18 protein-coding genes are annotated in these 22,573 nt (G+C 37.1%); 9 read left to right on the top strand and 9 right to left on the bottom strand.

Annotated elements, in window-relative coordinates:
• Nucleotides 1-23: 23 nt before the first annotated feature.
• The 4 genes from GWI68_RS02460 to GWI68_RS02445 form a co-directional block, all read right to left on the bottom strand.
• A complete protein-coding gene (locus tag GWI68_RS02460; RefSeq protein ID WP_166539270.1) occupies nucleotides 24-1,385 on the bottom strand; it encodes a porin family protein in 1,362 nt (453 codons plus the stop codon).
• Nucleotides 1,386-1,595: 210 nt separating this feature from the next.
• Complete coding sequence (locus GWI68_RS02455) at nucleotides 1,596-2,357, bottom strand: Slam-dependent surface lipoprotein (protein WP_166539269.1); 762 nt, start codon at nucleotides 2,355-2,357, stop codon at nucleotides 1,596-1,598.
• Between the two features lie 446 nt (nucleotides 2,358-2,803).
• Entirely contained in the window at nucleotides 2,804-3,673 is an 870-nt protein-coding gene (locus GWI68_RS02450) for a LysR family transcriptional regulator (RefSeq protein ID WP_166539268.1), read from the bottom strand.
• Nucleotides 3,674-3,848: 175 nt separating this feature from the next.
• Nucleotides 3,849-4,817 (bottom strand): nitrilase family protein, encoded by a 969-nt coding sequence (locus GWI68_RS02445; protein WP_166539267.1) that lies wholly within the window; start codon nucleotides 4,815-4,817, stop codon nucleotides 3,849-3,851.
• Nucleotides 4,818-5,016: 199 nt separating this feature from the next.
• Between GWI68_RS02445 and umoA the strand changes: the two genes are divergently transcribed.
• A complete protein-coding gene (gene umoA / locus GWI68_RS02440) occupies nucleotides 5,017-5,553 on the top strand; it encodes a UmoA family flagellar biogenesis regulator (RefSeq protein ID WP_166539266.1) in 537 nt (178 codons plus the stop codon).
• A 251-nt stretch (nucleotides 5,554-5,804) separates the two neighbouring features.
• Nucleotides 5,805-6,668: an ATP-grasp fold amidoligase family protein gene (locus GWI68_RS02435; RefSeq protein WP_166539265.1), complete on the top strand. Its 864-nt coding sequence runs from the start codon at nucleotides 5,805-5,807 to the stop codon at nucleotides 6,666-6,668.
• Nucleotides 6,669-6,749: 81 nt separating this feature from the next.
• Here the strand turns inward: GWI68_RS02435 and fdhD are convergent, their stop codons facing one another.
• Complete coding sequence (gene fdhD / locus GWI68_RS02430) at nucleotides 6,750-7,580, bottom strand: formate dehydrogenase accessory sulfurtransferase FdhD (RefSeq protein WP_166539264.1); 831 nt, start codon at nucleotides 7,578-7,580, stop codon at nucleotides 6,750-6,752.
• Nucleotides 7,581-7,758: 178 nt separating this feature from the next.
• Between fdhD and fdnG the strand changes: the two genes are divergently transcribed.
• From fdnG to GWI68_RS02395, 7 genes are all read left to right on the top strand, one after another.
• Nucleotides 7,759-10,806: a formate dehydrogenase-N subunit alpha gene (gene fdnG / locus GWI68_RS02425; protein ID WP_166539263.1), complete on the top strand. Its 3,048-nt coding sequence runs from the start codon at nucleotides 7,759-7,761 to the stop codon at nucleotides 10,804-10,806.
• Nucleotides 10,807-10,817: 11 nt separating this feature from the next.
• Nucleotides 10,818-11,756: a formate dehydrogenase subunit beta gene (gene fdxH / locus GWI68_RS02420; protein WP_036933457.1), complete on the top strand. Its 939-nt coding sequence runs from the start codon at nucleotides 10,818-10,820 to the stop codon at nucleotides 11,754-11,756.
• A complete protein-coding gene (gene fdoI, locus GWI68_RS02415) occupies nucleotides 11,753-12,409 on the top strand; it encodes a formate dehydrogenase cytochrome b556 subunit (protein WP_072070496.1) in 657 nt (218 codons plus the stop codon). The genes fdxH and fdoI overlap by 4 nt, the downstream gene beginning before the upstream one ends.
• 207 nt (nucleotides 12,410-12,616) lie before the next feature.
• Nucleotides 12,617-13,537: a formate dehydrogenase accessory protein FdhE gene (gene fdhE, locus GWI68_RS02410; protein WP_109409811.1), complete on the top strand. Its 921-nt coding sequence runs from the start codon at nucleotides 12,617-12,619 to the stop codon at nucleotides 13,535-13,537.
• Nucleotides 13,538-13,552: 15 nt separating this feature from the next.
• Entirely contained in the window at nucleotides 13,553-14,944 is a 1,392-nt protein-coding gene (gene selA, locus GWI68_RS02405) for an L-seryl-tRNA(Sec) selenium transferase (RefSeq protein ID WP_166539262.1), read from the top strand.
• Nucleotides 14,941-16,803, top strand: a complete 1,863-nt coding sequence (selB, locus tag GWI68_RS02400; RefSeq protein WP_166539261.1) for a selenocysteine-specific translation elongation factor — start codon at nucleotides 14,941-14,943, stop codon at nucleotides 16,801-16,803. Before selA ends, selB begins: the two co-directional genes overlap by 4 nt.
• 108 nt (nucleotides 16,804-16,911) lie before the next feature.
• Nucleotides 16,912-18,561 carry an LTA synthase family protein gene (locus GWI68_RS02395; protein WP_166539260.1) on the top strand — a complete coding sequence of 550 codons (1,650 nt, stop codon included), beginning with the start codon at nucleotides 16,912-16,914 and terminating at the stop codon, nucleotides 18,559-18,561.
• Nucleotides 18,562-18,684: 123 nt separating this feature from the next.
• Here GWI68_RS02395 and GWI68_RS02390 read toward each other — a convergent pair whose 3' ends face one another.
• From GWI68_RS02390 to GWI68_RS02375, 4 genes are all read right to left on the bottom strand, one after another.
• Entirely contained in the window at nucleotides 18,685-19,113 is a 429-nt protein-coding gene (locus tag GWI68_RS02390) for a TOBE domain-containing protein (protein WP_166539259.1), read from the bottom strand.
• A gap of 314 nt (nucleotides 19,114-19,427) precedes the next feature.
• Complete coding sequence (locus GWI68_RS02385) at nucleotides 19,428-20,456, bottom strand: glycosyl hydrolase family 8 (RefSeq protein WP_166539258.1); 1,029 nt, start codon at nucleotides 20,454-20,456, stop codon at nucleotides 19,428-19,430.
• Between the two features lie 72 nt (nucleotides 20,457-20,528).
• Entirely contained in the window at nucleotides 20,529-21,488 is a 960-nt protein-coding gene (gene galU, locus GWI68_RS02380; protein WP_227336216.1) for a UTP--glucose-1-phosphate uridylyltransferase GalU, read from the bottom strand.
• Nucleotides 21,489-21,656: 168 nt separating this feature from the next.
• Entirely contained in the window at nucleotides 21,657-22,568 is a 912-nt protein-coding gene (locus GWI68_RS02375) for a sensor domain-containing diguanylate cyclase (protein WP_109409805.1), read from the bottom strand.
• Between the last annotated feature and the right edge of the window lie 5 nt (nucleotides 22,569-22,573).

Genomic DNA, 22,573 nt, shown 5'->3' with positions numbered 1-22,573 from the left:
AATAAAGGAAGTAACTTATTTAATTAAAATTGTTTTTCTAATTTAAATAACACTTCATGTTGCTGATATTGATATAACCAATCCACATTGCTTAATCTTCGGGTATAACGTAATTCTATTGTTGGATAAAACCCTAAAGTAACAGGTGATTTATTTTTAATGTTGGTTGTAAAAATAAAACCATTATCTTTTCTTCTCTTCTTTAATAAAGAGTTATAGTTATTAAAGTATTTAAATTGATACTGTAAAAAGAGAGAGATATGCCAATTCACTGACAGTGGATAATAAACGCCAGTTTTTATACCATACAGCTGATAATTTAATAAAGTATTTTTTTTACGATCTAACTGATAATTTAATTGATTAACTAACTGCATTTTATTATTAAAATAATAGTTATGGTTAGTATTATAATTAATTCTCTGACTATTTAGATTATTTAACGCCTTTTGATACTTCTTTATTTTATAATCAAAACTTAAATTAATAGTTTGCTTTTTATTAATAACATAAGAAAATTGTGTTTCACTGCCCCATGCTTGATATTCATATTGTTTCCGTGATGATTTTATTTCGTAATAAGGTGTTATTGACCATTGATATTGCGGTTTTTGATAGCGGTAGCCCAGCTGTGTATATAATGCAAAAAAATTGGCGTTACGGTGAGAGTGATAATCTATATATCGAGCATAAGTATAAGAAGAAAAAGTATGGTGAGAATAAATAATAAAAGGTTGATAAAAAGAAAAATAATGAGTAATTCCTGTAGATGCAATAGGTTTTGCACCTCTTAGCGTCGTTTTTCCTTGAGTGGATTGAGAGACAATTTTTTCAGATAAGTAAGGTGCATGATTAATATTATCGTCATAAAAAAAACCAAGTTGATAGAAACGCTGGCCTTGAAAATAAGAGGCTAACTTAACCTTATAAAACTCAATAGATTGGATAATATTTTTAGATAAATTAACGATATTGCTCAGTTGATTAAGTTGTTGCTGTGCTTTTTTATATTCTCGTAAATGAAAATAAAGTTGAATTAGCCCGGTTTGGGCTGGGATAAAATCGGCTTTTTGCTTAAGTTGTTGCTGATAATAAAATTCAGCATTTAAAAAATCACCTCTATTTTGTGCCAGTAACGCCTTTGCGTAATTAACAAGTAACACTTCATGTTGGGGTTGTTGTTGATAATAAAGCAGTGAACTTTCTGCTTTTTGCCACTGTTGTTGTTGCAAATAGTGATAAAGTTGCTGACCTACTTTAGCTGTACTCGTTGTTTCAAAATAATAAAATGGCTTGTCACGCCTCTCTTTTGCACTCCCATTAAATGAAAATAAAATGAGCAGTAAAGCCAATACCCCTCTTATTAAGAGTTGATAATAATTCATGACATATCCTTATGATAATAAGAAAATAATTCCTTTAAATCAGCTTAATTTAGATAAAAAAAAACAGATAACCCTATACCAGATTATCTGTTGCTAACATTTAGCATAATGACCACTAATACCACTTTAAAAGAATTAACCGATTGTATTACCAGACAAATTTATAATATCTTTTTTGAAAAAATCAAGAAGCATCCATGCTGCTGTCATTTATTCGCTATCACTACTATCTTTCGTGCCACCAAAACTAATATCTTTTGTATGGTCAGAACTGAACACCATAATACCCGCTAATGCCTCTGCACTTTCACCAAAGAAAGCCCCTTCAACAACCCCTGATGTTGCCCCTTCATTTGCATCTGCAGAAAACGTCACTTCATTATTTGCGGTATAAAGATTTCCACCTGCTAACTCAACAGTACGTTGACTATTAACCAATGAACCTTCAATTTTCTTTTGTGAAAAATCAACATCAAATGTACCAGTCAGTAGGTTACTACCACTATATTGACTAATACCTGTTACGGTATAAGTAGCGCTATCTGTTGGTAATGTGGTTGTGACATCTTTACCGATATAATAGGTTTGATGTGTCGCATCCGTTGCTGATGTTGTTTTTGCCCAGTCACCAAAATAGACATTGGCATCAGTAATTTTGGCAAAGTGGAAAACCCCCATATCACTATGTTGATGATTGGATTGGACTGTATAAATTCCATTACTGTCCGCCCCACCACTCATTCTTGGCGATGTTAACGAAGCAAAGCTAAGTTTTGCACCATTCCCAATAGTTTTTATCCCAACACCTGGTTCTCCACCAACTGATTGATGAGGACCTCGATTAACTGCATCACTTGCTCCCACTTCCATTGTTGTAAAAGGACCACTTTGATTAGAATGAATTTCAGCTTGCACCGCATGTGTGCCCATTAATACGAATAACGCACAAGTTATTTTATTCAGTTTTTTCATAATAATTTCCATATTATTCATTGGAGGGTGTGGCTACTTATTATAAATAAAATAATAAGTAGCCACTTACAGAGGTAATTATATTTTATCTTTTCAACTTCACTGGCGAATATAAAGCTTGCTGTGTTGTCGGTGAACTATATTAAATAAATTTCTTTCATTGTAAATAACTCTTTTTAATAACAATGATTTTAATTAGCCTTATTTATGTCAGGGAGATAAATTTAATATGATGTTTTAATTTAACTTTTTATTAAAACACGTTAAAAAGTCATTATTATTTTATGTTATTTTTTGTGAGCAATCTCGCAATTAATTAAATCACTTTGTTTTAAAACTAATTAATATTTATTAGGTGTTTTATCTTTACTATAAGGCTATATATTAAAAATACAATCATCACTAAAATTAAAAACCATTATTATTCATAAGATTTTATTTATTTCCTAAGAAATTATATTTATAAGAAGATCACGCTCTTTATTTTTAATATTATTATTCCAAATAATACCTATTTCCCATTGTGTATATAAACCAGAAAGCGGTAATAGTGTTACTTTTTGTTTATCACAGATAAGTTCTGCACTTTTAGGAACAAGAGCTACCCCCAAACCTGCTGCAACTAACGCCAATTGTGTTTGAATATCTTGTGATTGTTGTAATACTCGAGGCTTTATTTGATGATATTTTAAAAAATCATGGATCTGCTGATAAAGCTTTTTTCCTTTTTCAGGCACAAGTTGAATAAGCCCAAGCGTCTCAAAATAGTGTAATGGATTATCATCCACCTCTAATACCGTAATATTTTGTATTGGAACAGCTAACATTAGTCTCTCTTGTGCTAATTGGAGACCTTTTAATGGCTCAGAAATAGGCAAACGTGAAAAAGCTAAATCCAATTCCCCTAAAAGTAATTTCTCTTCCATTATATTAGAGGGCATATCATCAATATGAACCGTAATATCTGGATAATCTTGCTTAAACTTAGCCAATAAAGGGGTAATAAAGCTTAATGATGACAAACCAAACCCAGCATAAAGCTCGATCTTTTGAGGCTCAATTAATTGGCGAGCCTGTTTTTCTAAAAGATAAACTTCTCTTAATACTGATTGACATTGATTGAGTAAATATTGCCCTTCTAGGGTAAGTTTTGCACCTTGGCGCCCACGTTGAAAAAGAGTAATACCCAATTGAGATTCTAATGTTTTTATTTGTTTAGTGAGTGCAGGCTGACTAATACAAAGCCTTGATGATGCTTCACCAAAATGTTCAGTTTCAGCCAGTACAACAAATGCATTCAATAAACGAGTGTCCATGATTAATCATTAATCCCACATAGTTTTTCCTTTTATTATTCTATCATAGAATAAATAAATAAAATTAATAACCAAGACCAACAAGCTGATAAATAAAGTGTTCTATCTTCCTTTGAGATTATTCTCTAGCCAAAACAAAAACAGCTAACAAAATGTGAGCTGTTTTTTTATTAAATTATGCTTTACCAAATCGCACCGAAATAGGATCTTGCTCGTTACCAAATGTCGTTGTCAAAATCGAATACAGTTCAGGCTTTCGCCCTGTTAGCCAGCGTCTTCCTGTAGAGTTTTCTAATAATGTAAGGTCAATATCGGCAATTACCATATCATCGTTAATGGCGCAGCTTTCTTTTACGATCCTCCCATAAGGATCAATAATCATCGCATTACCTGTGCGAATTTCTTCCTCATCTCGCCCAACTCCATTACTAAAGAGCACAAACATCCCATTATCATGGGCTCTTGCTGGTAACCAACGCATTAACCAACCTCGTCCATGCTCTCCTTGAAAAGCATCTTGTAATGATTGTGGATCTTGATGTCTATTTTTCCAAAGAGCCATAGGAATGGGCTTCATGCTATATGGGCTACATGAATTTGTGCCTCCCGTTTGATGAGGCGCGAGCAAAATATCAGCACCTAATAATGCATTAGCTCGCGCATTTTCAACCAAATTATTATCCCAGCAAATGAGTATCCCCATTTTGATCCCCCAAGGGGTATCAAATACAGTGTATTGCTCACCACTATTGATGATCGGATGTTCGAAGGCATGTAATTTACGATGTTTATGTAATAAACCATCAGGCATACAAACAACCCATGTATTATAAAGAGAGTTATCTTCATCCCGTTCGATTAACCCAACACCGATCGCCATCTGATGCTCTATCGCTTTTTGTTTTATTAATGCTAATGATCTACTATCCGAAATTCTTTCACTTAATGCATACACTGATTGATCTGATAATTTAGGAACATGCCAATACCCCGTAATACACATTTCAGGAAAAACTAAAATATTTACCTTTTCAGTCGCCGCTTTATCAATAAACTGATGAATTTTCGCTAAATTATTAGTTTTATCGTTCGCCTTATGTTGAAACTGTACTGTCGCGACACGCAATGTTTGGAATGTATTCATACGTTTTCACCTATTAACTCTCATATTCTCTCATTATAAAAACGTATTTTTTGCTCAAAATACAATCACTTATTTTTTCTTTTAAATAACCATTTGGAATCGATAGGGGTTACAGCAAGAAATAACCGGGTTCTACATCTCTGTTTCACGGAATAGATACCTTATTTTCTGGCATCATAATGGCAATAAAGGAGTATTTATGTTTGCTAAGTTCCTATTTATAATTCTTTCATTATTAGGATCCTCTGTTTCCTGTTTTGCAGGAAATGGACTGGTGGACAGAACATGGAACGCCACAGGGCTTGATACACAAAGCTATCGACAAGCATTAAGACAACCTACGGCAAGCTCTCGGTATACTCTTTTTAATATCACCCCTGATATGCCTGTTCCTGGTGGTACAAACCACTCTGATCATCAAGGCATTCGTTATATTGCAATGAAATATGGCCCTTATGGTCAACCTGAACACTATAAAACCTACCAAATTATGTTTTCTCATTATTCAAATAGCAGTACAAAAAAAATTCGCTATTTAGGTGAGCTATATACCGTTGTCGGTGATATCTATTTAATCGATCCTTTTGCAACAACCAATGAATGGCAACGTGGTCGTAGTCAAATCGTTGAAGAATACTATGAAATATTAGATGCTCACGGAAATAGAACTGGCAAAGGATTACGCTTTAATAACTGGGATAAACCTATTCATATAACCAAGTGGTCGCCTAATTAATATATTCTTAATCAATCTTTACGTTTATTAATTATCTCTTAATGTCGCTATTTTTATATTAATTTAAAATAATTCCAGCCAATACTCTCTATGTTGACGTATTGATATCCATATTAATAAAAATTAAAAATAGATATTGTTTTTATATTACTCATTTAAAACCTTACCACTACATTGCTAAATTAATACTCCTTTAATATAAATTTAATTATTTCTTAATATAAAAAATAAACACATATATAAATTAGCTTATGAAAATTATAGAATATTATTTCAAACAATTTCGTACTATCGCATTACCTGATCGTGTGTATTTAAAGAATAAGTTTATTCGTAATTTAGGTTATCAACCTAATTTTAAAATACCAACATCACTTAATGAAAAAATCAATGCACGTATGTTATTTGATAGAAATCCAATTTATACGCGTTTAGCAGATAAGATTAAAGTGAGAGACTATGTGATAGATAAAATAGGCCCATCTTATCTTGTTCCTATTATTAAAACTTATTCACACCCTGATGAAATAGATATCTCTCAACTCCCTCCACGCTTTGTATTAAAATGCAATCATGACAGCGGAAGTACAGTGATATGCCTTGATAAATCAACCTTTGATTTTGAAAAAGCAAAGAAAAAACTCCATTTTCATTTAAAACGTAACCTCTATCCAGTAACGCGAGAATGGCACTACAAAAATATAAAACCTCAAATTCTTTGTGAAGAATATATTGATTTATTCAATACACAAAGCCCAATGATCCCAACAACTTGTCGTATTCATTGCTTTCATGGTCAACCTCATTATGCCGAGATTGATATCTCTGACACCAAAGGAAATGAGTATATAAATGTGTATGATACAGACTGGCGGCTACAACCCTTCACATTAGAAGATCCCAACACGCCAGAACCAGTTGAAAAACCAATCCAATTTGAAAAAATGTTGCAGTTAGCCACAAAAATGGCTGATAACTTTAATTATTGCCGTGTTGATTTTTTAATGTCTGAAAATAGACTTATATTTAGCGAAATGACCTTTACTCCAAATGCAGGGCGCATTCCGATTAAGCCACAAGAATGGGATTACACACTAGGTAAACTGTGGTCATAAATATAAATAAAGTGAAAGATCAAATAGGTGTAATGCGAGAATATATAGTCATTACACCTATTTTAATGTGTTTCATGCTCATTAATCAGTCAGTCGTTGTGGATGAGTAAACACGGTTGCTCTTCCTCGACGACAAAAGCCCACCAGCGTCACATTATATTTATTAGCGACTTCGACAGCTAAAGAGGTTGCCGCAGAAACTGCAAATAATATTTCGGCACCACACATCGCCGCTTTTTGCACCATTTCATAACTGGCTCGACTAGAGACTAATACCGCACCTTCACTCCATTGCTCTTGTGCTTTCATGCCTAAAAGCTTATCAAGTGCGACGTGACGACCAACGTCTTCACAGCCACCTTGCATTTCCCCCTCTGGTGATAACCAAACAGCCGCATGAGTACAGCCGGTTAATTCACCAATTTCTTGAACGGTTGTCATCTGCTCTAATGATTTATCAAGATTTGAAAGTGAAAATGTTTGTGTAAAAGGTAATGGCGTAATAGGACGAAAAATCTCTTCAAGTTGCTCCGTTCCGCAAATCCCACAACCTGTACGCCCGGTCATATTACGGCGTCGCTCTTTTAATCCCATAAAACGTCGGCTTGATAATTCAACTTGAACTTCAATGCCCCCGTTACAATTTTCAACAATTTCAATACTGCGAATTTCATTAGAAGACTTTATAATGCCTTCGGATAAAGAAAATCCGACAGCGAACAACTCTAAATTTTTAGGGCTTGCCATCATAACAACGTGAGAAATTCCGTTGTACACTAATGCAACAGGAACTTCGAGTGCAATATAATCGTCTTCTTGTCTGTTAAGCGATCCTTTGTGTTGCACAATTGTTTGATCTACGCCAATGATTACACGTTTAGTTAACAATTTTGTCGATTTTGTTTCATCCATAAGATGAATTCCTAAATTTATTAATACATAATAACAATATGGGTAAAACGATTTTACACTACCTATCAGGCAATGAACCTGATCCTATTAAGGATAATAGGAATAAAAAAACAATCAGCTCCATTTTCGTGAAGAAAATCAGAGTCAGTAAAAGCAATGTATGATGAGGAGAGACCCCATGCAGGTCAGCAGAAGACAGTTCTTTAAGATCTGTGCTGGCGGTATGGCAGGTACTACAGCGGCGGCGCTCGGTTTTGCACCAGCAGTTGCGCTAGCAGGCTCGCGTCAGTATAAACTACTGAGAGCCCGCGAAACCCGCAATACCTGTACGTACTGTTCTGTCGGTTGTGGACTATTAATGTATAGTCTGGGCGATGGCGCGAAAAACGCAAAAGAAACAATATTCCATATTGAAGGTGACTCAGACCATCCAGTAAACCGCGGTGCATTATGCCCTAAAGGTGCTGGTCTTGTGGATTTCATCCACAGTGAAGGTCGTTTAAAACACCCAGAATACCGTGCACCCGGCTCGGATAAATGGGTAAAACTTTCATGGGAAGAAACGTTTGATCGTATTGCGCGCTTAATCAAAAAAGACCGCGATGCCAACTTCCAGAAATTCAATAAAGAAGGTGTAGAAGTCAACCGTTGGTTAACAACGGGTATGCTTTGCGCCTCTGCAGCAAGCAATGAAACTGGGTTTTTAACTCAGAAATTCTCAAGAGCTCTTGGGATGCTAGCTGTCGATAACCAAGCGCGTGTCTGACACGGACCAACGGTAGCAAGTCTTGCTCCAACATTTGGTCGCGGTGCGATGACCAACCACTGGGTTGATATGAAAAACGCCAACCTTATCGTCGTTATGGGCGGTAATGCGGCAGAAGCACACCCTGTGGGATTCCGCTGGGCGATGGAAGCTAAAATCCATAATAACGCCAAGCTCATTGTTATTGATCCTCACTTCACCCGTACTGCGGCTGTTGCGGATTTCTATACGCCTATTCGTTCTGGTACTGATATTACGTTCTTATCGGGCGTTATCTTATATCTGCTCGAAAATAAGAAATATCAAAAAGAATACGTTGAGGCTTATACCAATGCTAGCTTGATTGTCCGTGAAGACTATCACTTTGATGATGGTTTATTCAGCGGATATGATGCAGAAAAACGTAAATATGATAAAACCACTTGGAACTACGAGATGGATGAAAATGGTTTCGCAAAACGCGACACCACATTACAACATCCTCGTTGTGTCTGGAATCTGTTAAAACAACACGTTAGCCGTTACACGCCTGATGTGGTTACTCAGATTTGTGGTACACCAAAAGATGATTTCTTAAAAGTCTGTGAATATATTGCTGAAACAGCAGCGAAAGATAAAACAGCGTCTTTCCTGTATGCATTAGGCTGGACTCAACATACTGTTGGTGCCCAAAACATTCGTACCATGGCAATGATCCAATTACTGTTAGGTAATATGGGTATGGCTGGTGGCGGTGTTAACGCACTACGTGGTCACTCCAATATTCAAGGCTTAACTGACCTCGGTCTATTATCTCAAAGCTTGCCAGGCTATATGACTCTGCCTTCTGAGAAGCAGACTTCATTAGAAACCTACTTAGCTGCGAATACGCCAAAAGCGACAGTACCGGGACAAGTTAACTACTGGGGCAATTATCCTAAATTCTTCGTCAGCATGATGAAGACATTCTATGGAGATAATGCTCAACGTGATAATGATTGGGGCTTCTCACTGTTACCTAAGTGGGACAAACCTTATGACGTTCTACAATACTTCGACATGATGGATAAAGGTGAAGTCAACGGTTACATCTGCCAAGGCTTTAACCCAGTTGCATCATTCCCGAATAAGAACAAAGTTGTTCGTTCATTATCAAAACTGAAATTCCTTATCACAATGGATCCGCTAAACACTGAAACTTCGTGTTTCTGGCAGAACCACGGTGAAGAGAACGACGTTAAAACAGCAGATATCCAGACAGAAGTCTTCCGTCTGCCAACAACCTGCTTCGCAGAAGAAGACGGCTCTATCGTTAACTCTGGTCGCTGGTTACAGTGGCACTGGAAAGGGGGAGATGCCCCAGGTGTTGCTATCCCTGATGCTGAGATTTTATCTGGTATTTTCCATCGTTTACGCCAACTCTACAAAGAAGAAGGCGGCGCGATGCCAGAGCAGGTGTTGAACATGACTTGGGATTACTTTGATCCTGATAATCCAACATCCTCAGAAGTTGCACAAGAAAGTAATGGTAGAGCATTAGTCGATTTAAAAGACGCTGATGGCAATATCATTCTGAAAAAAGGTCAACTGCTTAGCTCGTTCGCTCAGTTACGTGATGATGGTACCACAGCAAGTGGCTGCTGGATCTTCGCAGGTAGCTGGACAGAGAAAGGCAACCAAATGGCTAACCGTGATAACTCCGATCCATCAGGATTAGGTAATACATTAGGTTGGGCATGGGCATGGCCTCTTAATCGTCGCATTATTTATAACCGCGCATCGGCAGACCCACAAGGTCAACCATGGGATCCTAAACGTAAATTAATCGAATGGGATGGCAGCAAATGGACAGGTATTGATGTACCTGACTATAGCAACGCTGCACCGGGTTCTGATGTTGGTCCATTTATTATGCAGCCGGAAGGTATGGGACGTCTGTTTGCTATCGATAAGATGGCAGAAGGTCCATTCCCTGAGCACTATGAGCCAATTGAAACACCATTGGGTACTAACCCTCTGCATCCAAATGTGATTTCAAACCCAGCAGCACGTATCTTTAAAGATGACTGGAAAGATATGGGTAAAGCAGAAGATTTCCCATATGTCGGTACAACTTATCGTCTGACAGAACATTTCCACTTCTGGACTAAACACGCGCGCTTGAATGCGATTATTCAGCCACAACAATTTATTGAAATTGGTGAGCGTTTAGCCGCAGAAAAAGGCATTGTTCAAGGCGATACCGTTAAAGTCAGCTCAAAACGTGGTTATATCAAGGCCAAAGCTGTGGTGACTAAACGTATTAGAACTCTTGATGTGGATGGTCGTAAAGTAGATACCATTGGTATTCCTATCCACTGGGGCTTTGAAGGTGTTGCAGTCAAAGGCTTTATTGCTAATACGTTAACGCCATTTGTTGGTGATGCAAATACACAAACGCCTGAGTTTAAAGCGTTCCTTGTTAATGTGGAAAAGGTGTAAGGAGATAAATTATGTCACTGCAATCCCAAGACATTATTCGTCGCTCTGCCACCAATTCTCTTACTCCCGCACCTCATGTGCGGGATTACAAGGAAGAAGTGGCAAAACTTATCGACGTAACAACCTGTATCGGCTGTAAAGCCTGTCAGGTTGCTTGTTCTGAATGGAACGATATTCGCGATAAAATTGGCACTAACGTTGGTGTTTACGATAACCCAACTGACTTAACGGCAAAATCATGGACAGTGATGCGCTTCTCTGAAGTTGAAGAGAATGGCAAGCTGGAATGGTTGATCCGTAAAGACGGTTGTATGCACTGTGCTGACCCAGGCTGTTTAAAAGCATGCCCAGCAGAAGGCGCTATCATTCAATACGCTAACGGTATTGTTGATTTCCAATCAGAACACTGTATTGGTTGTGGTTATTGTATTGCTGGTTGTCCTTTTGACGTGCCTCGCATTAACGAAGAAGATAACCGTGCTTACAAATGTACGTTATGTGTTGACCGTGTTGAAGTCGGCCAAGAGCCTGCATGTGTGAAAACGTGTCCTACAGGAGCGATTCATTTTGGTTCGAAAGAAGCGATGATCAATCTTGCAAGCGAACGTGTTTCAGAACTGCAAACTCGTGGTTATGACAACGCTGGTCTTTACGATCCACAAGGTGTGGGTGGTACACACGTGATGTATGTTCTCCATCATGCTGACAAACCAAACCTGTATCATGGTTTACCAGAAAACCCAGAAATTAGCTCAACCGTTAAATTCTGGAAAGGTATCTGGAAACCATTAGCAGCAGTTGGTTTTGCCGCAACCTTCGCGGGTGCAATTTTCCATTATTTAGGTGTCGGTCCAAACCGTACAACTGAAGAAGATGAAGAAGAAGCGCTCAAAGAGATGGAAGCATCTTCTAAAACACAGACCTCTGTGAATAAGGAGGAGCAGAAATGATGAAGAAGAAAGGCGATAAAATTCTTCGCCACACCGCTTCTGAGCGTATTAACCATTGGTTAGTAGTGATTGTATTTCTGTTTACTGCTATCAGCGGATTGGGTTTCTTCTTCCCATCTCTGAACTGGTTCATGAATATTTTAGGTACACCAGAACTGTCGCGTTTATTACACCCATTCGTGGGTAGCGTGATGGCGTTTCTCTTTCTCTTTATGTTCTTCAGATATCTGAAGCACAACTTTATTGATAAAGATGACTTAGTCTGGGCTAAAAACATTCATAAAGTACTGCAAAATGAAGAAGCTGGTGATATTGGCCACTACAACTTAGGTCAGAAGGGCATTTACTGGACATTAAGTATCAGCCTGATCTTACTAACAGTCAGTGGTGTTATTATTTGGCGTCCTTATTTCGCAGAGTATTTCTCGATCCCAGTGATCCGAATTGCCTTATTAGTCCACTCATTATCAGCAATCTTACTGATAATCACCGTATTTGTTCATGCTTATGCGGCGTTCTGGGTGAAAGGTTCAATTCGTAGCATGATTGAAGGCTGGGTAACTCGTGGTTGGGCTAAAAAGCATCACCCTCGTTGGTATCGTGAAATTCTCGAAGAAGAGAAAAAAGAAGCCGAAAAGCAGTCACAGAAATAATGCCCTAAAGTGTATTTCTGAACAAACGGAGGCTTGTTAGCCTCCGTTTTTTATTCAATTTACGTCTGGTTTTAAGGCGTAAAAAAACAATAAAATCACGCTATTATTACCCACTGTCATGGCTTCATGTCTGTATTTGATTTATTCTGAAGCCAAACCCTGTGGGTATTCACTATAAAATTTAAGATAATAGGAAGATAGAACGTTATGAGTATTCGCATCGTTCCTAAAGAGCAATTAGGTAAAGAGCAATCAGAAAAAGGGATTAGTTTCATTCCACCGGTATTATTCCCTAATCTAAAAAACCTTTATCAACGTCGTGCTGAACGTTTTCAAACGCTTGCAAAAGATAATCCTTTTGCAGACTACCTTGAATTTGCAGCTGAAATTGCTAAGGCTCAAGAAAAAGCACTCCATGACAATCCATTAGTCATTGATCTTGCGCCACTTCTCACACAGCAAGCGGGTATTGCACCTTTAGATAAAAAAACATTCAAACGTAGTAAACATTGGCATGCTTTATTAGCCTCGATTATTGCTGAATTACGTCCAGTTGTACCAGAAAGTGTCACTATCACATTAGAAAACCTATCTAAAGCTTCTGAAACTGAATTAGAAGAGATGGCGACAGCATTACTTAATGATGAATATTCAAAAGTATCTGCGGATAAATCAGTCTTTATTTGGTCTGCATTATCCCTTTATTGGGCACAATTGGCCTCTAATATCCCAGGTAAAGCAAAAACAGAATATGGTGAAAATCGCCAATTCTGTCCTGTTTGTAACAGTATGCCAGTGACAAGCATGGTACAAATCGGAACAACACAAGGCTTACGCTATTTACATTGTAATTTATGTGAAACCGAGTGGCATGTTGTGCGTATTAAATGCACCAACTGTGAGCTAACAGGTAAATTAAATTACTGGTCATTAGACAGTGAAAATGCTCCAGTTAAAGCAGAAAGCTGTGGTGACTGTGGAAGCTATCTGAAAATTTTATATCAAGAAAAAGATGCCAATGTTGATGCTGTTGCTGATGATTTAGCGTCTATTGTTCTTGATGCAAAAATGGAAGAAGAAGGATTTGCTCGTAGTAGCATTAACCCATTCCTGTTCCCAAATGAATAATAATTAGGTACTAGTATGACAAATGATACGCGCTCACTTTACAGCCAGCTACCGTCTATTGATAAGTTGCTGCATCAAGAAGAAATTCAGGCTTTAGTTACTTTTTATGGTCAGACATTTATTACTGAGCATTTACGAAAGTTACAAGAAGAAGCGCGTATCATTATTCGCCAAGATAATAACCTACCAGCATGGCATAACCAGTGGGCGAATGAATTACAAAATCGCATTACATTACAACGAAAATCGTCAATTAAACCTGTTTTCAATTTAACAGGGACGGTTTTACACACTAATTTAGGCCGAGCATTAATGGCTGAATCTGCTATCGAAGCCGTTAGCCAAGTTATGCGCGCCCCTGCAACCTTAGAATATTCTCTCGATGGTGCCTCAAGAGGACACCGTGATCGCGCTATCGCAGATTTGTTATGTGAATTAACAGGGGCTGAAGATGCCTGTATTGTTAATAACAATGCTGCCGCCGTTTTATTGATGCTTGCAACCGTTGCACCCAATAAAGAAGTCGTGGTTTCTCGTGGTGAATTAGTGGAAATTGGTGGTGCTTTTCGTATCCCTGATGTGATGACACAAGCGGGTTGTACACTCAAAGAAGTGGGTACAACAAACCGCACTCATCTTAAAGATTATCGTAACGCCATTAATGAAAATACGGGATTGCTGATGAAAGTTCATACCAGCAATTACGCTATTCAAGGTTTTACCGCAGAAGTTCATGGTGATGAATTAGCCGCTTTAGGTAAAGAGATGAATTTACCTACCGCTATCGATTTAGGCAGTGGCTCAATGACTAATTTAGCTGCTTTAGGTTTACCTTCAGAGCCGATGCCTCAAGATTATCTACAACAAGGTATCGATCTTGTTACTTTCTCTGGTGATAAATTATTAGGTGGCCCACAAGCAGGGATAATCCTTGGTAAAAAAGTGTGGATTGAGGCTATTCAGCGCCACCCTTTAAAGCGTGCATTACGTGTTGATAAAATGACATTAGCGGCATTAGGCGCCACATTACGCCTTTATCAGCAACCAGAAAAAATGGTAGTTGAAATTCCGACATTACGTTTGTTAACTCGGACACAAACAGAAATTAATGATATGGCGCAACGGTTATTGCCTCATTTTCAGGCATATTATGGGGATAACTACCATATCACGATATCCTCATGTGCTTCTCAAATAGGCAGTGGTTCGTTACCTATTGAAAGTTTACCAAGTGCAGCACTTACCTTTGAAGCCAAAGATGGAAAAGGTAGCCAGTTAGATGCGCTAGCTGCGCATTGGCGTAATTTAGAAAAGCCGATTATTGGTCGAATTACTGATGGTCGCCTGTGGCTTGATCTGCGCTGTCTTGAGGATGAAAATGCATTAATACAGGCACTTTTACTATGATTTTTGCGACAGCAGGTCACGTAGACCACGGAAAGACCACACTTATACAGGCCATTACTGGGGTAGATACTACTCATTTACCTGAAGAGAAAAAACGAGGCATGACCATAGATTTAGGTTATGCCTATTGGCGTCAAGATGACGGAACGTCTATTGGTTTTGTCGATGTGCCCGGTCATGAAAAATTTCTTTCCAATATGCTTGCTGGCGTTGGTGGGATCTCTCATGCACTGTTAATTGTGGCTTGTGACGATGGTGTTATGGCCCAAACCATTGAACATATTTCTATTTTACGCCTTGCTGGCTGTCCTCAAGTTACCGTTATTCTCACCAAAGCAGATCGTGTTACGCCTGAACGGATTGAAGAAGTTCGTTCACAAACAATCGACGTATTAGCCAATTTAGGCTGGCAACAACCTGATATTTTTGTCACCTCAGCCCCTTCTGGTGAAGGTATTCCAGCACTTCGTGACTACCTTGTTGAGTTGCATCAACAAGAGCAACAACACCCTCAATGGCATAAGCGTTTTCGTTTAGCAATAGACCGTGTTTTTAGCATTAAAGGGGCAGGATTGGTTGTCACAGGTACCGCACTTGCAGGGCAAATTTCTGTTGGCGATACATTTTGGCTAACTGGCGCAGATAAACCCGTAAGAATAAGAGCCTTACATGCACAAAATCAGCCCGTAGAGCATGCTGGTGCTGGTCATCGTATTGCCATTAACATCACAGGTGATGTCAGTAAAGAAAACGTCTCTCGTGGTGATTGGCTGCTTTCTCAAGCACCTAACTATCAATCTCATAAAATATTAGTCAGTTTAATTGCAGATGAACCTTTAAAGCATTGGCAGCCTGTACATATTCACCACGGTACACGCCATATTACAGGTCGTGTTGCTCTTTTAAATAATGCAAATGAAACACCACAGTTAGCTGAACTTATTCTTGATGAACCCCTTTGGCTGGTGGATAACGATAGACTTATCTTGCGTGATATCAGTGCTCAACGCACTTTAGCCGCAGCGAAAGTCTTACATTTGCACTCGCCACGTAGAGGTAAACGACAAGCTGAGTTCTTAACTTGGTTACACCAACTTGATAGCGCAGACAGCGTTAGTGCCCATTTAGCGTTATGTTTACCAAAAGGTGAGCTCTCTCTAAGTCAGTTTGCTTGGGCTCAGCAATTAACAGAGAGTGCGCTAACTCAGTTATTAGAAACCTTTGACCTAGTCAGCGTTGCAGGCGTTATTCTTTCTAAAGAAAATGCTGATAACGCAAAACAGAAATTACTCGATACCCTTGAGGAATATCATCAACAACATAATGATCAAATGGGCGTCGGACGTTCTCGTTTAAAACGAATGGCACTACCTACTTATCATGATGAATTGGTCTATCACTTAATTGATCAATTACGTAAAGACGGTGCTATTAGCCAAAGTCGTGGTTGGCTTCATCTTCCAACTCATGGTCTTGCCTTTTCTCCAGAACAAGATGCGTTATGGCAACATGCTAAAGTCTATTTTGAGCAATCTGAACCTTGGTGGGTACGTGATCTTGCCAATGAAATGAAAAATGATGAAAAAGAAATTCGCTCATTATTACGCAAAGCCGCACAGTTAGGTTTAATTATCCCAATTATTGCTGATCGCTACTATACCCATACATCTATAGAAAAATTTGCCTCCATTATTGTGAAATATAATGAGAGTAATGGCAGTGTTACCGCAGCGGATTTTCGTGATGAATTATCTGTAGGGCGTAAATTAGCAGTACAAATCCTAGAATATTTTGACCGTACAGGTTTTACTCGGCGCAAAAAAGATCTTCATATTTTACGAGATAAAGGGCTATTCTAAATAAAGAATATAATTAGGCTGAATAATCTATTCAGTCTAATTAAGGTTATCGCCTACAATATTTGTAAAATTTAAATCCCATTCTTTATGGCTATACTCGGAAGAGATATGAAAAAACTATTAGGAAGTGCTTACCTTGCACTTATTCTTATTGGCTCTCTGTTTATTGTTTTTGAAAAAGCGAGCCTTATTTATACAGCCCTACTCTCTGTAGGTGCTTATTTTATTCTTTTTTCTCTTTTCTTTATTTTATCAGGACGTATTTTATTTTCTGTCATTACAACAGGTACGCTTTTCCTGATCACTAAGTTTATTAACCAACTTAAAGTCCATTATTACAAAGAGACATTAATGTTCTCTGACTTTGATTTAGCTTTTGATAGCTCGAATTTAGGGACATTAGGACATTATTGGGAAGCCGGTGTGGCATTGGTTGCAATGCTAATATGGCTTCTTATTAATATGTTGATTGCTTGGCGTTTTTCCAAAAGATCACGCCCTGCTTTACGCATAAGTAGCTTACTGCTAATGGTTGTTGGCGTCATTACTATCCATTTTACTGTTGAAAAGTGGCAAGCTGAATGGGAAGGCACATTACCTGGTGGCCGCGGTACCGTCACTAATTTGATTATGTCTGGTTACCAAACGACTTATCATCCCCCTTATTTTAAAGAAAGTGCTGATTACTTCCTTGAAAAAGCAAATAAAACGGCATTACCTGAGACACAAACTGACATAAAGCCCGATATCATCGTTTTATTACAAGAATCGACGGTTAATCCTTCCATTTATCAATTTGATAAAGATCTCGCATTACCTAATTTATTCATGTTCCAAAAAGATGAAGGTGTGAGTGCTCAAAGCCCTTTACGTGTACAAACCTTTGGTGGTGGTACTTGGCTTTCTGAGTTTTCCATCTTAACTGGATTAAATACTGACGATTTTGGTGCCCGTAAGAATTCGGTATTCTATTTTGTTGTCGATAATCTTAATGAAAGTTTATTCCGCCAACTCAAAGCTGAAGGCTATTACACGGTTTTACTCACCCCATTTAATCGCAGTGCTTATCATGCTGGTTATGCTTATGAGCAAATGGGTGTTGATGAAATTATCCAACCACAAGAGTTAGGTTATCCTGGGCATTTGGAAGAAAATCTTTGGAAAATATCAACACAAGATATGCTGGGTTATATCGAGGAAGTTCTTAAAAAACGAACAGATAAACCTTTATTTATATTTTCATTAACGATGTATGAGCATGGCCCTTATGATGAATCTCATACTGATGATTACCAAATTACGGGTCAAACAGAAAGCAGTAATGCACCGGGTAAATTTAGCCACTATATGGAAAAAATTATTACCAGTGATCCGGCAATTAAAGATTTCTCTAATTTTGTCGCCCAAAGAGAAAAACCGACAATGTTTCTCTATTTTGGTGATCATCAACCTAATATTGAATTAAATAATTACCAATCACCATTTACTAACCCTGCACATATCACTCAATTCACATTGAGAGACAACCTAACGCAAGGTGCGTCACTTTCAACGGGTGAGTTAACGGATATTAGCTTCTTAGGTGGCATGATACTGGAGCGCGCACGTTTACCATTATCACCTTTCTATAAAGCCAATATTCAAATGCGACACTTATGTGAAGGTAAATTAAATGACTGTGAAGACGAAAAATTAATTAACAGTTATAAAAATTATATTTACGACACTCTGAAAGTTGCAGGTGTCGCTGATGATTAATTTTTGTCACTTAAATAATGGATGATCGGGATTAAAAATCTGATTAATATCAACGAAAAAGAGGCTAGTTATTTAGCCTCTTTTTTTATCTCTAAACTTATTATCTCAAAAGATTGAATACTATTATTTACGCGTTGCAACGATCACACTAGATGCTTTCACTAATGCTAAAACATCACTGCCTTTTGCCAACTTCATCTCTTGTAAGCTTTCATTTGTAATAACAGCTGTCAGTTCTAAGCCTTTAGCTGTTTCTAAATGAACGGTCGAGTTCACTGCGCCTTGTGCGATTTGAGTTACTTTACCTGCAAATTGGTTACGCGCAGAGAAATTTAAACCGCAATCAGGTAGTGCTAAGACAACCCACGGTGCTTTAATGATGGCAATTGCTTCGCCATCTTTTTTGATCTTTAAACTGCCACAGCTTTCTTTAGTAATAATTGTGGCAAGTTTTTCACCATGCGCTAAAGATAAAATCACTTCGCTATTAACGGCACCTTCAATAATATCAATAACTTTACCAACTAACTGATTGCGTGCTGAAACTTTCATTTATCCACCTCTATTATTGATGAGAAATTATATTAATAATACTATCAAGTCACTGAGATAACTTTAGCATAAATATCATTAAATAAATTATTCTTAGATCATGGTTTAAAGTTTATTTATTATTTAAAAACATAGCGTTATAAATAAATAGAGATAGCGAAAACAAATAATAACCACGTAAACTAATAGAAATAAATTCAGGGAGTTATCTCTTTTTTTATTTTTATCATTATTGCCATAAACAAAATAGATAACTTAATTAACCTATTAATTAAAAGTAATTTAAGCTATCTATAATTTTTAATTAAAAATACTTATTGCCCGTTTTGAGCAAATGCTGCTAATAAATGTAAAGCGGAAGAGTAATAATCCGTATCTTTACTTAAATCAACATCTTCAATTGGGGTTTTCATTGTTAAATCTCTCACCGCCATCATACCTGGTGTGAGGTTATATTCCGCACGCTCTTGGCCATCAATACTGACCCAAGCTGGGGTTTTATAACGATCAAATTGTTGCCAATATTGCACAAAGGGTTGTAAAGCTAATTCATCATGTGCCCAAGCTAAATACAGCGGAATACGTATTGCATCAAAGCTAAATCGTGCTGGCCATTTCTCACTAGGCTCTATTTTTCCATCAGGATATAAACTCACCCAATCTGTTGGTAATTGATATTCACCAAAGTGCATATTTCTTAGCAAAGATTGGCTATCATTAATTAACGCTTTCCAGCGAACATCTTTGCTTGTACGGTAAAAATCTTTCCATGCCGGAAAAATAAAATAAGATGGATTAATAATAATTTCTTCCGGTGTTTTAAAACCATTAATACCCGGTAGTAAAACGGTATAGTTTTTTGTTTTAACTAAGGTGTGCTCTAAAATAGCGTGCTGAATAGAATCAGAGGCTGAAAGATAACTTTCATCATTCCACTTTTCACCAGCTTTTAATAATGCCCACGCAATTAAAATATCACCGTCAGTGGCATTATTAGGATCAGGGGTATGTTCACTGTTTTCTGGCTCATAACGCCATTTAAACAGCCCTAAATCGCCTCGATAAAGAGAGGCTGCAGTCCAACGCCACAGCTTATTGAATGTCTCACGATCATCACTCATTACCGCCATCAACATCCCATAACCTTGACCTTCAGAGTGCGAGATATTGTTATTGGCACTGTCTATAACACGCCCATCATCCTTAATATAGCGCTCTTTAAACTGCTGCCATCCGGTTTGAGTATCTGCTGCCTGTATTGAGGGAGAAACCATAAGCAACAAACCTAAAATAAAAAAGGTAAAAAATAGATAATTACAACGAGATAAGTGCCCAAAAGACATTGCCTTTCTCTCCTGCTATTGCCGACCGTTATCTTATTTCGGTCGGCACATTGCATGTTATTTCAAGGTAACTCAAAAGATAGCAACTATCTTTTGTTCTTCATTAATTTCGTCTTCTTCTATGACTTCTGTTTTGGGTAACAATGTTTTTTCACAAAAATCCTGCATCCAAGAAGCGAATTCTTCTTTTAAAACGGAATTATGTAAACCATATTCAACAAAGGCTTTCATATATCCCAGCTTATTACCACAGTCATGAGATTTACCCACTAAGGTGTAAGCTTCAGCCGTCTCTTTTTTCAATAATAAATCAATCGCATCAGTTAACTGAATTTCACCACCGACGCCTGCTGGTAAACCATCTAATAATTCCCAAATAGCAGAAGAGAAAACATAGCGACCTACTACAGAAAGATTAGAAGGTGCATCTTCTGGATTTGGTTTTTCCACGATACGACGAATAGGAGCCCAATTGCCTTGAGGACAGAAAATTCCTTCGCAATCCACAACACCATATTGTTGCACTTGACTCATTGGTACTGGTTCAACCATGATTTGGCTACGTTCTGTTTTTTCAAAACGTTTGATCATTGCTGATAAATTATCATGTTTAGGATCACAATAGTGTGCATTCAATAAAACATCAGGGAGTAAAACAATAAATGGATTATCACCTATCACAGGGCGTGCACAGCAAATAGCGTGACCTAAACCTAATGCATGACCTTGACGAATTTGCACAATTTTGACATTTTCAGGGCAAATTGAACGTACTTCTTCTAATAATTTATTTTTAATACGCTGTTCAAGCATATTTTCTAATTCAAAGCTGGTATCAAAATGATCCGCAATTGAATTTTTAGAAGAATGAGTGACTAAAATAATTTCCTCAACACCCGCCTGAGCACACTCTTCAACAATATATTGAATTAAAGGGCGGTCAACGATAGGCAGCATTTCTTTAGGAATTGATTTCGTTGCAGGTAACATACGAGTACCTAATCCAGCAACAGGGATAACAGCTTTCATCATAATAAAATCCTCTAATAGATATTTATCTAAAACTAATATTTAGTATTATTTTAAATTACTTTTATATTTCATCAGAAACACGAGATATATTTTAAATATATAGTTATCTCTCTTCATTAAAAAGAGATAATATTATTTTATATATCTTTATTTAAAACTTTCTTCTATTTAAAACCCAGAATAAAACCCGTATTTATTACCACCCATCTCTTTTATGGAATAAAGTGTTTCATCTGCAGATTTTAATAATTCAGATAATGTCTTTCCGTCTTTAGGATATTCTGCAATACCTAAGCTAATGGAAGGCGTTAACATATAGTCTGAATTAATATTGATAGGCTTTTCCATTGATTTCCAAAGTGATTCTATGATTTCTAATAGAATCACTGAACAAGAACGTAATCCTTTAGGGAAAAGCACAGCAAACTCATCACCGCCAAGACGGCCACAATAAACTTCGCTGTTTTCTAATTGTGATAATCGCTTTGATATTTCACACAATACTTTATCACCGGCATGATGCCCAAATTGATCATTAATTGCTTTGAATTTATCACAATCAATAATACCAAGACAAAATGAAGATGGATGTGAAATATTTAATCGCTCATTTTCAATTTTTTCAACAATACTTAATCGATTTGATATTCCGGTTAATGAGTCAATATAGCTTTTACTAAACAACTCATTTCTTAACTCTACTTTATCAGTAATATCCAAGCTAATAAATACATAATGAGAAATTAAATTATCTTTATCAAATACAGGAATAATACTAATATCTTCCCATACTTCTTGTTGAGATTCATTATTTCTCTTTGCTTCTAATCGATAGACACCTTTATTATCATTATTACCGTTTACACAATAATTGATTTGATTCTTATCAATTAAATAAAACAAGTTGTATTTTTTATCTTTTATATTTTCAAAATGAACGTTATTAAATTCACAATATTTTTCATTAGCATAAACTATAGCGCCATTAATATCAGTTACTAACATCATAAAAACATTATTAGTAAACTGCTTTATTAATAAGCATTTAGAATTATCATCATTAAATATCATTTCATTCATTTTTG

The sequence above is a fragment of the Proteus sp. G2669 genome, assembly GCF_009915245.1.
Lineage (GTDB): Bacteria > Pseudomonadota > Gammaproteobacteria > Enterobacterales > Enterobacteriaceae > Proteus.
The sequence above is the reverse complement of the archived record's forward strand: the minus strand, read 5'-3'. Positions and strand labels throughout refer to the sequence as shown.

Bases quoted from the DNA above. Each gene is read 5' to 3' on its own strand.
- GWI68_RS02390 (WP_166539259.1), bottom strand. From the start codon at position 19,113: ATGAAAGTTTCAGCACGCAATCAGTTAGTTGGTAAAGTTATTGATATT.
- fdxH (WP_036933457.1), top strand. From the start codon at position 10,818: ATGTCACTGCAATCCCAAGACATTATTCGTCGCTCTGCCACCAATTCT.
- umoA (WP_166539266.1), top strand. From the start codon at position 5,017: ATGTTTGCTAAGTTCCTATTTATAATTCTTTCATTATTAGGATCCTCT.
- GWI68_RS02435 (WP_166539265.1), top strand. From the start codon at position 5,805: ATGAAAATTATAGAATATTATTTCAAACAATTTCGTACTATCGCATTA.
- GWI68_RS02460 (WP_166539270.1), bottom strand. From the start codon at position 1,385: ATGAATTATTATCAACTCTTAATAAGAGGGGTATTGGCTTTACTGCTC.
- GWI68_RS02375 (WP_109409805.1), bottom strand. From the start codon at position 22,568: ATGAATGAAATGATATTTAATGATGATAATTCTAAATGCTTATTAATA.
- selB (WP_166539261.1), top strand. From the start codon at position 14,941: ATGATTTTTGCGACAGCAGGTCACGTAGACCACGGAAAGACCACACTT.
- GWI68_RS02445 (WP_166539267.1), bottom strand. From the start codon at position 4,817: ATGAATACATTCCAAACATTGCGTGTCGCGACAGTACAGTTTCAACAT.
- GWI68_RS02395 (WP_166539260.1), top strand. From the start codon at position 16,912: ATGAAAAAACTATTAGGAAGTGCTTACCTTGCACTTATTCTTATTGGC.
- GWI68_RS02450 (WP_166539268.1), bottom strand. From the start codon at position 3,673: ATGGACACTCGTTTATTGAATGCATTTGTTGTACTGGCTGAAACTGAA.
- galU (WP_227336216.1), bottom strand. From the start codon at position 21,488: ATGATGAAAGCTGTTATCCCTGTTGCTGGATTAGGTACTCGTATGTTA.
- fdhE (WP_109409811.1), top strand. From the start codon at position 12,617: ATGAGTATTCGCATCGTTCCTAAAGAGCAATTAGGTAAAGAGCAATCA.
- fdhD (WP_166539264.1), bottom strand. From the start codon at position 7,580: ATGGATGAAACAAAATCGACAAAATTGTTAACTAAACGTGTAATCATT.
- GWI68_RS02455 (WP_166539269.1), bottom strand. From the start codon at position 2,357: ATGAAAAAACTGAATAAAATAACTTGTGCGTTATTCGTATTAATGGGC.
- fdoI (WP_072070496.1), top strand. From the start codon at position 11,753: ATGATGAAGAAGAAAGGCGATAAAATTCTTCGCCACACCGCTTCTGAG.
- selA (WP_166539262.1), top strand. From the start codon at position 13,553: ATGACAAATGATACGCGCTCACTTTACAGCCAGCTACCGTCTATTGAT.
- GWI68_RS02385 (WP_166539258.1), bottom strand. From the start codon at position 20,456: ATGTCTTTTGGGCACTTATCTCGTTGTAATTATCTATTTTTTACCTTT.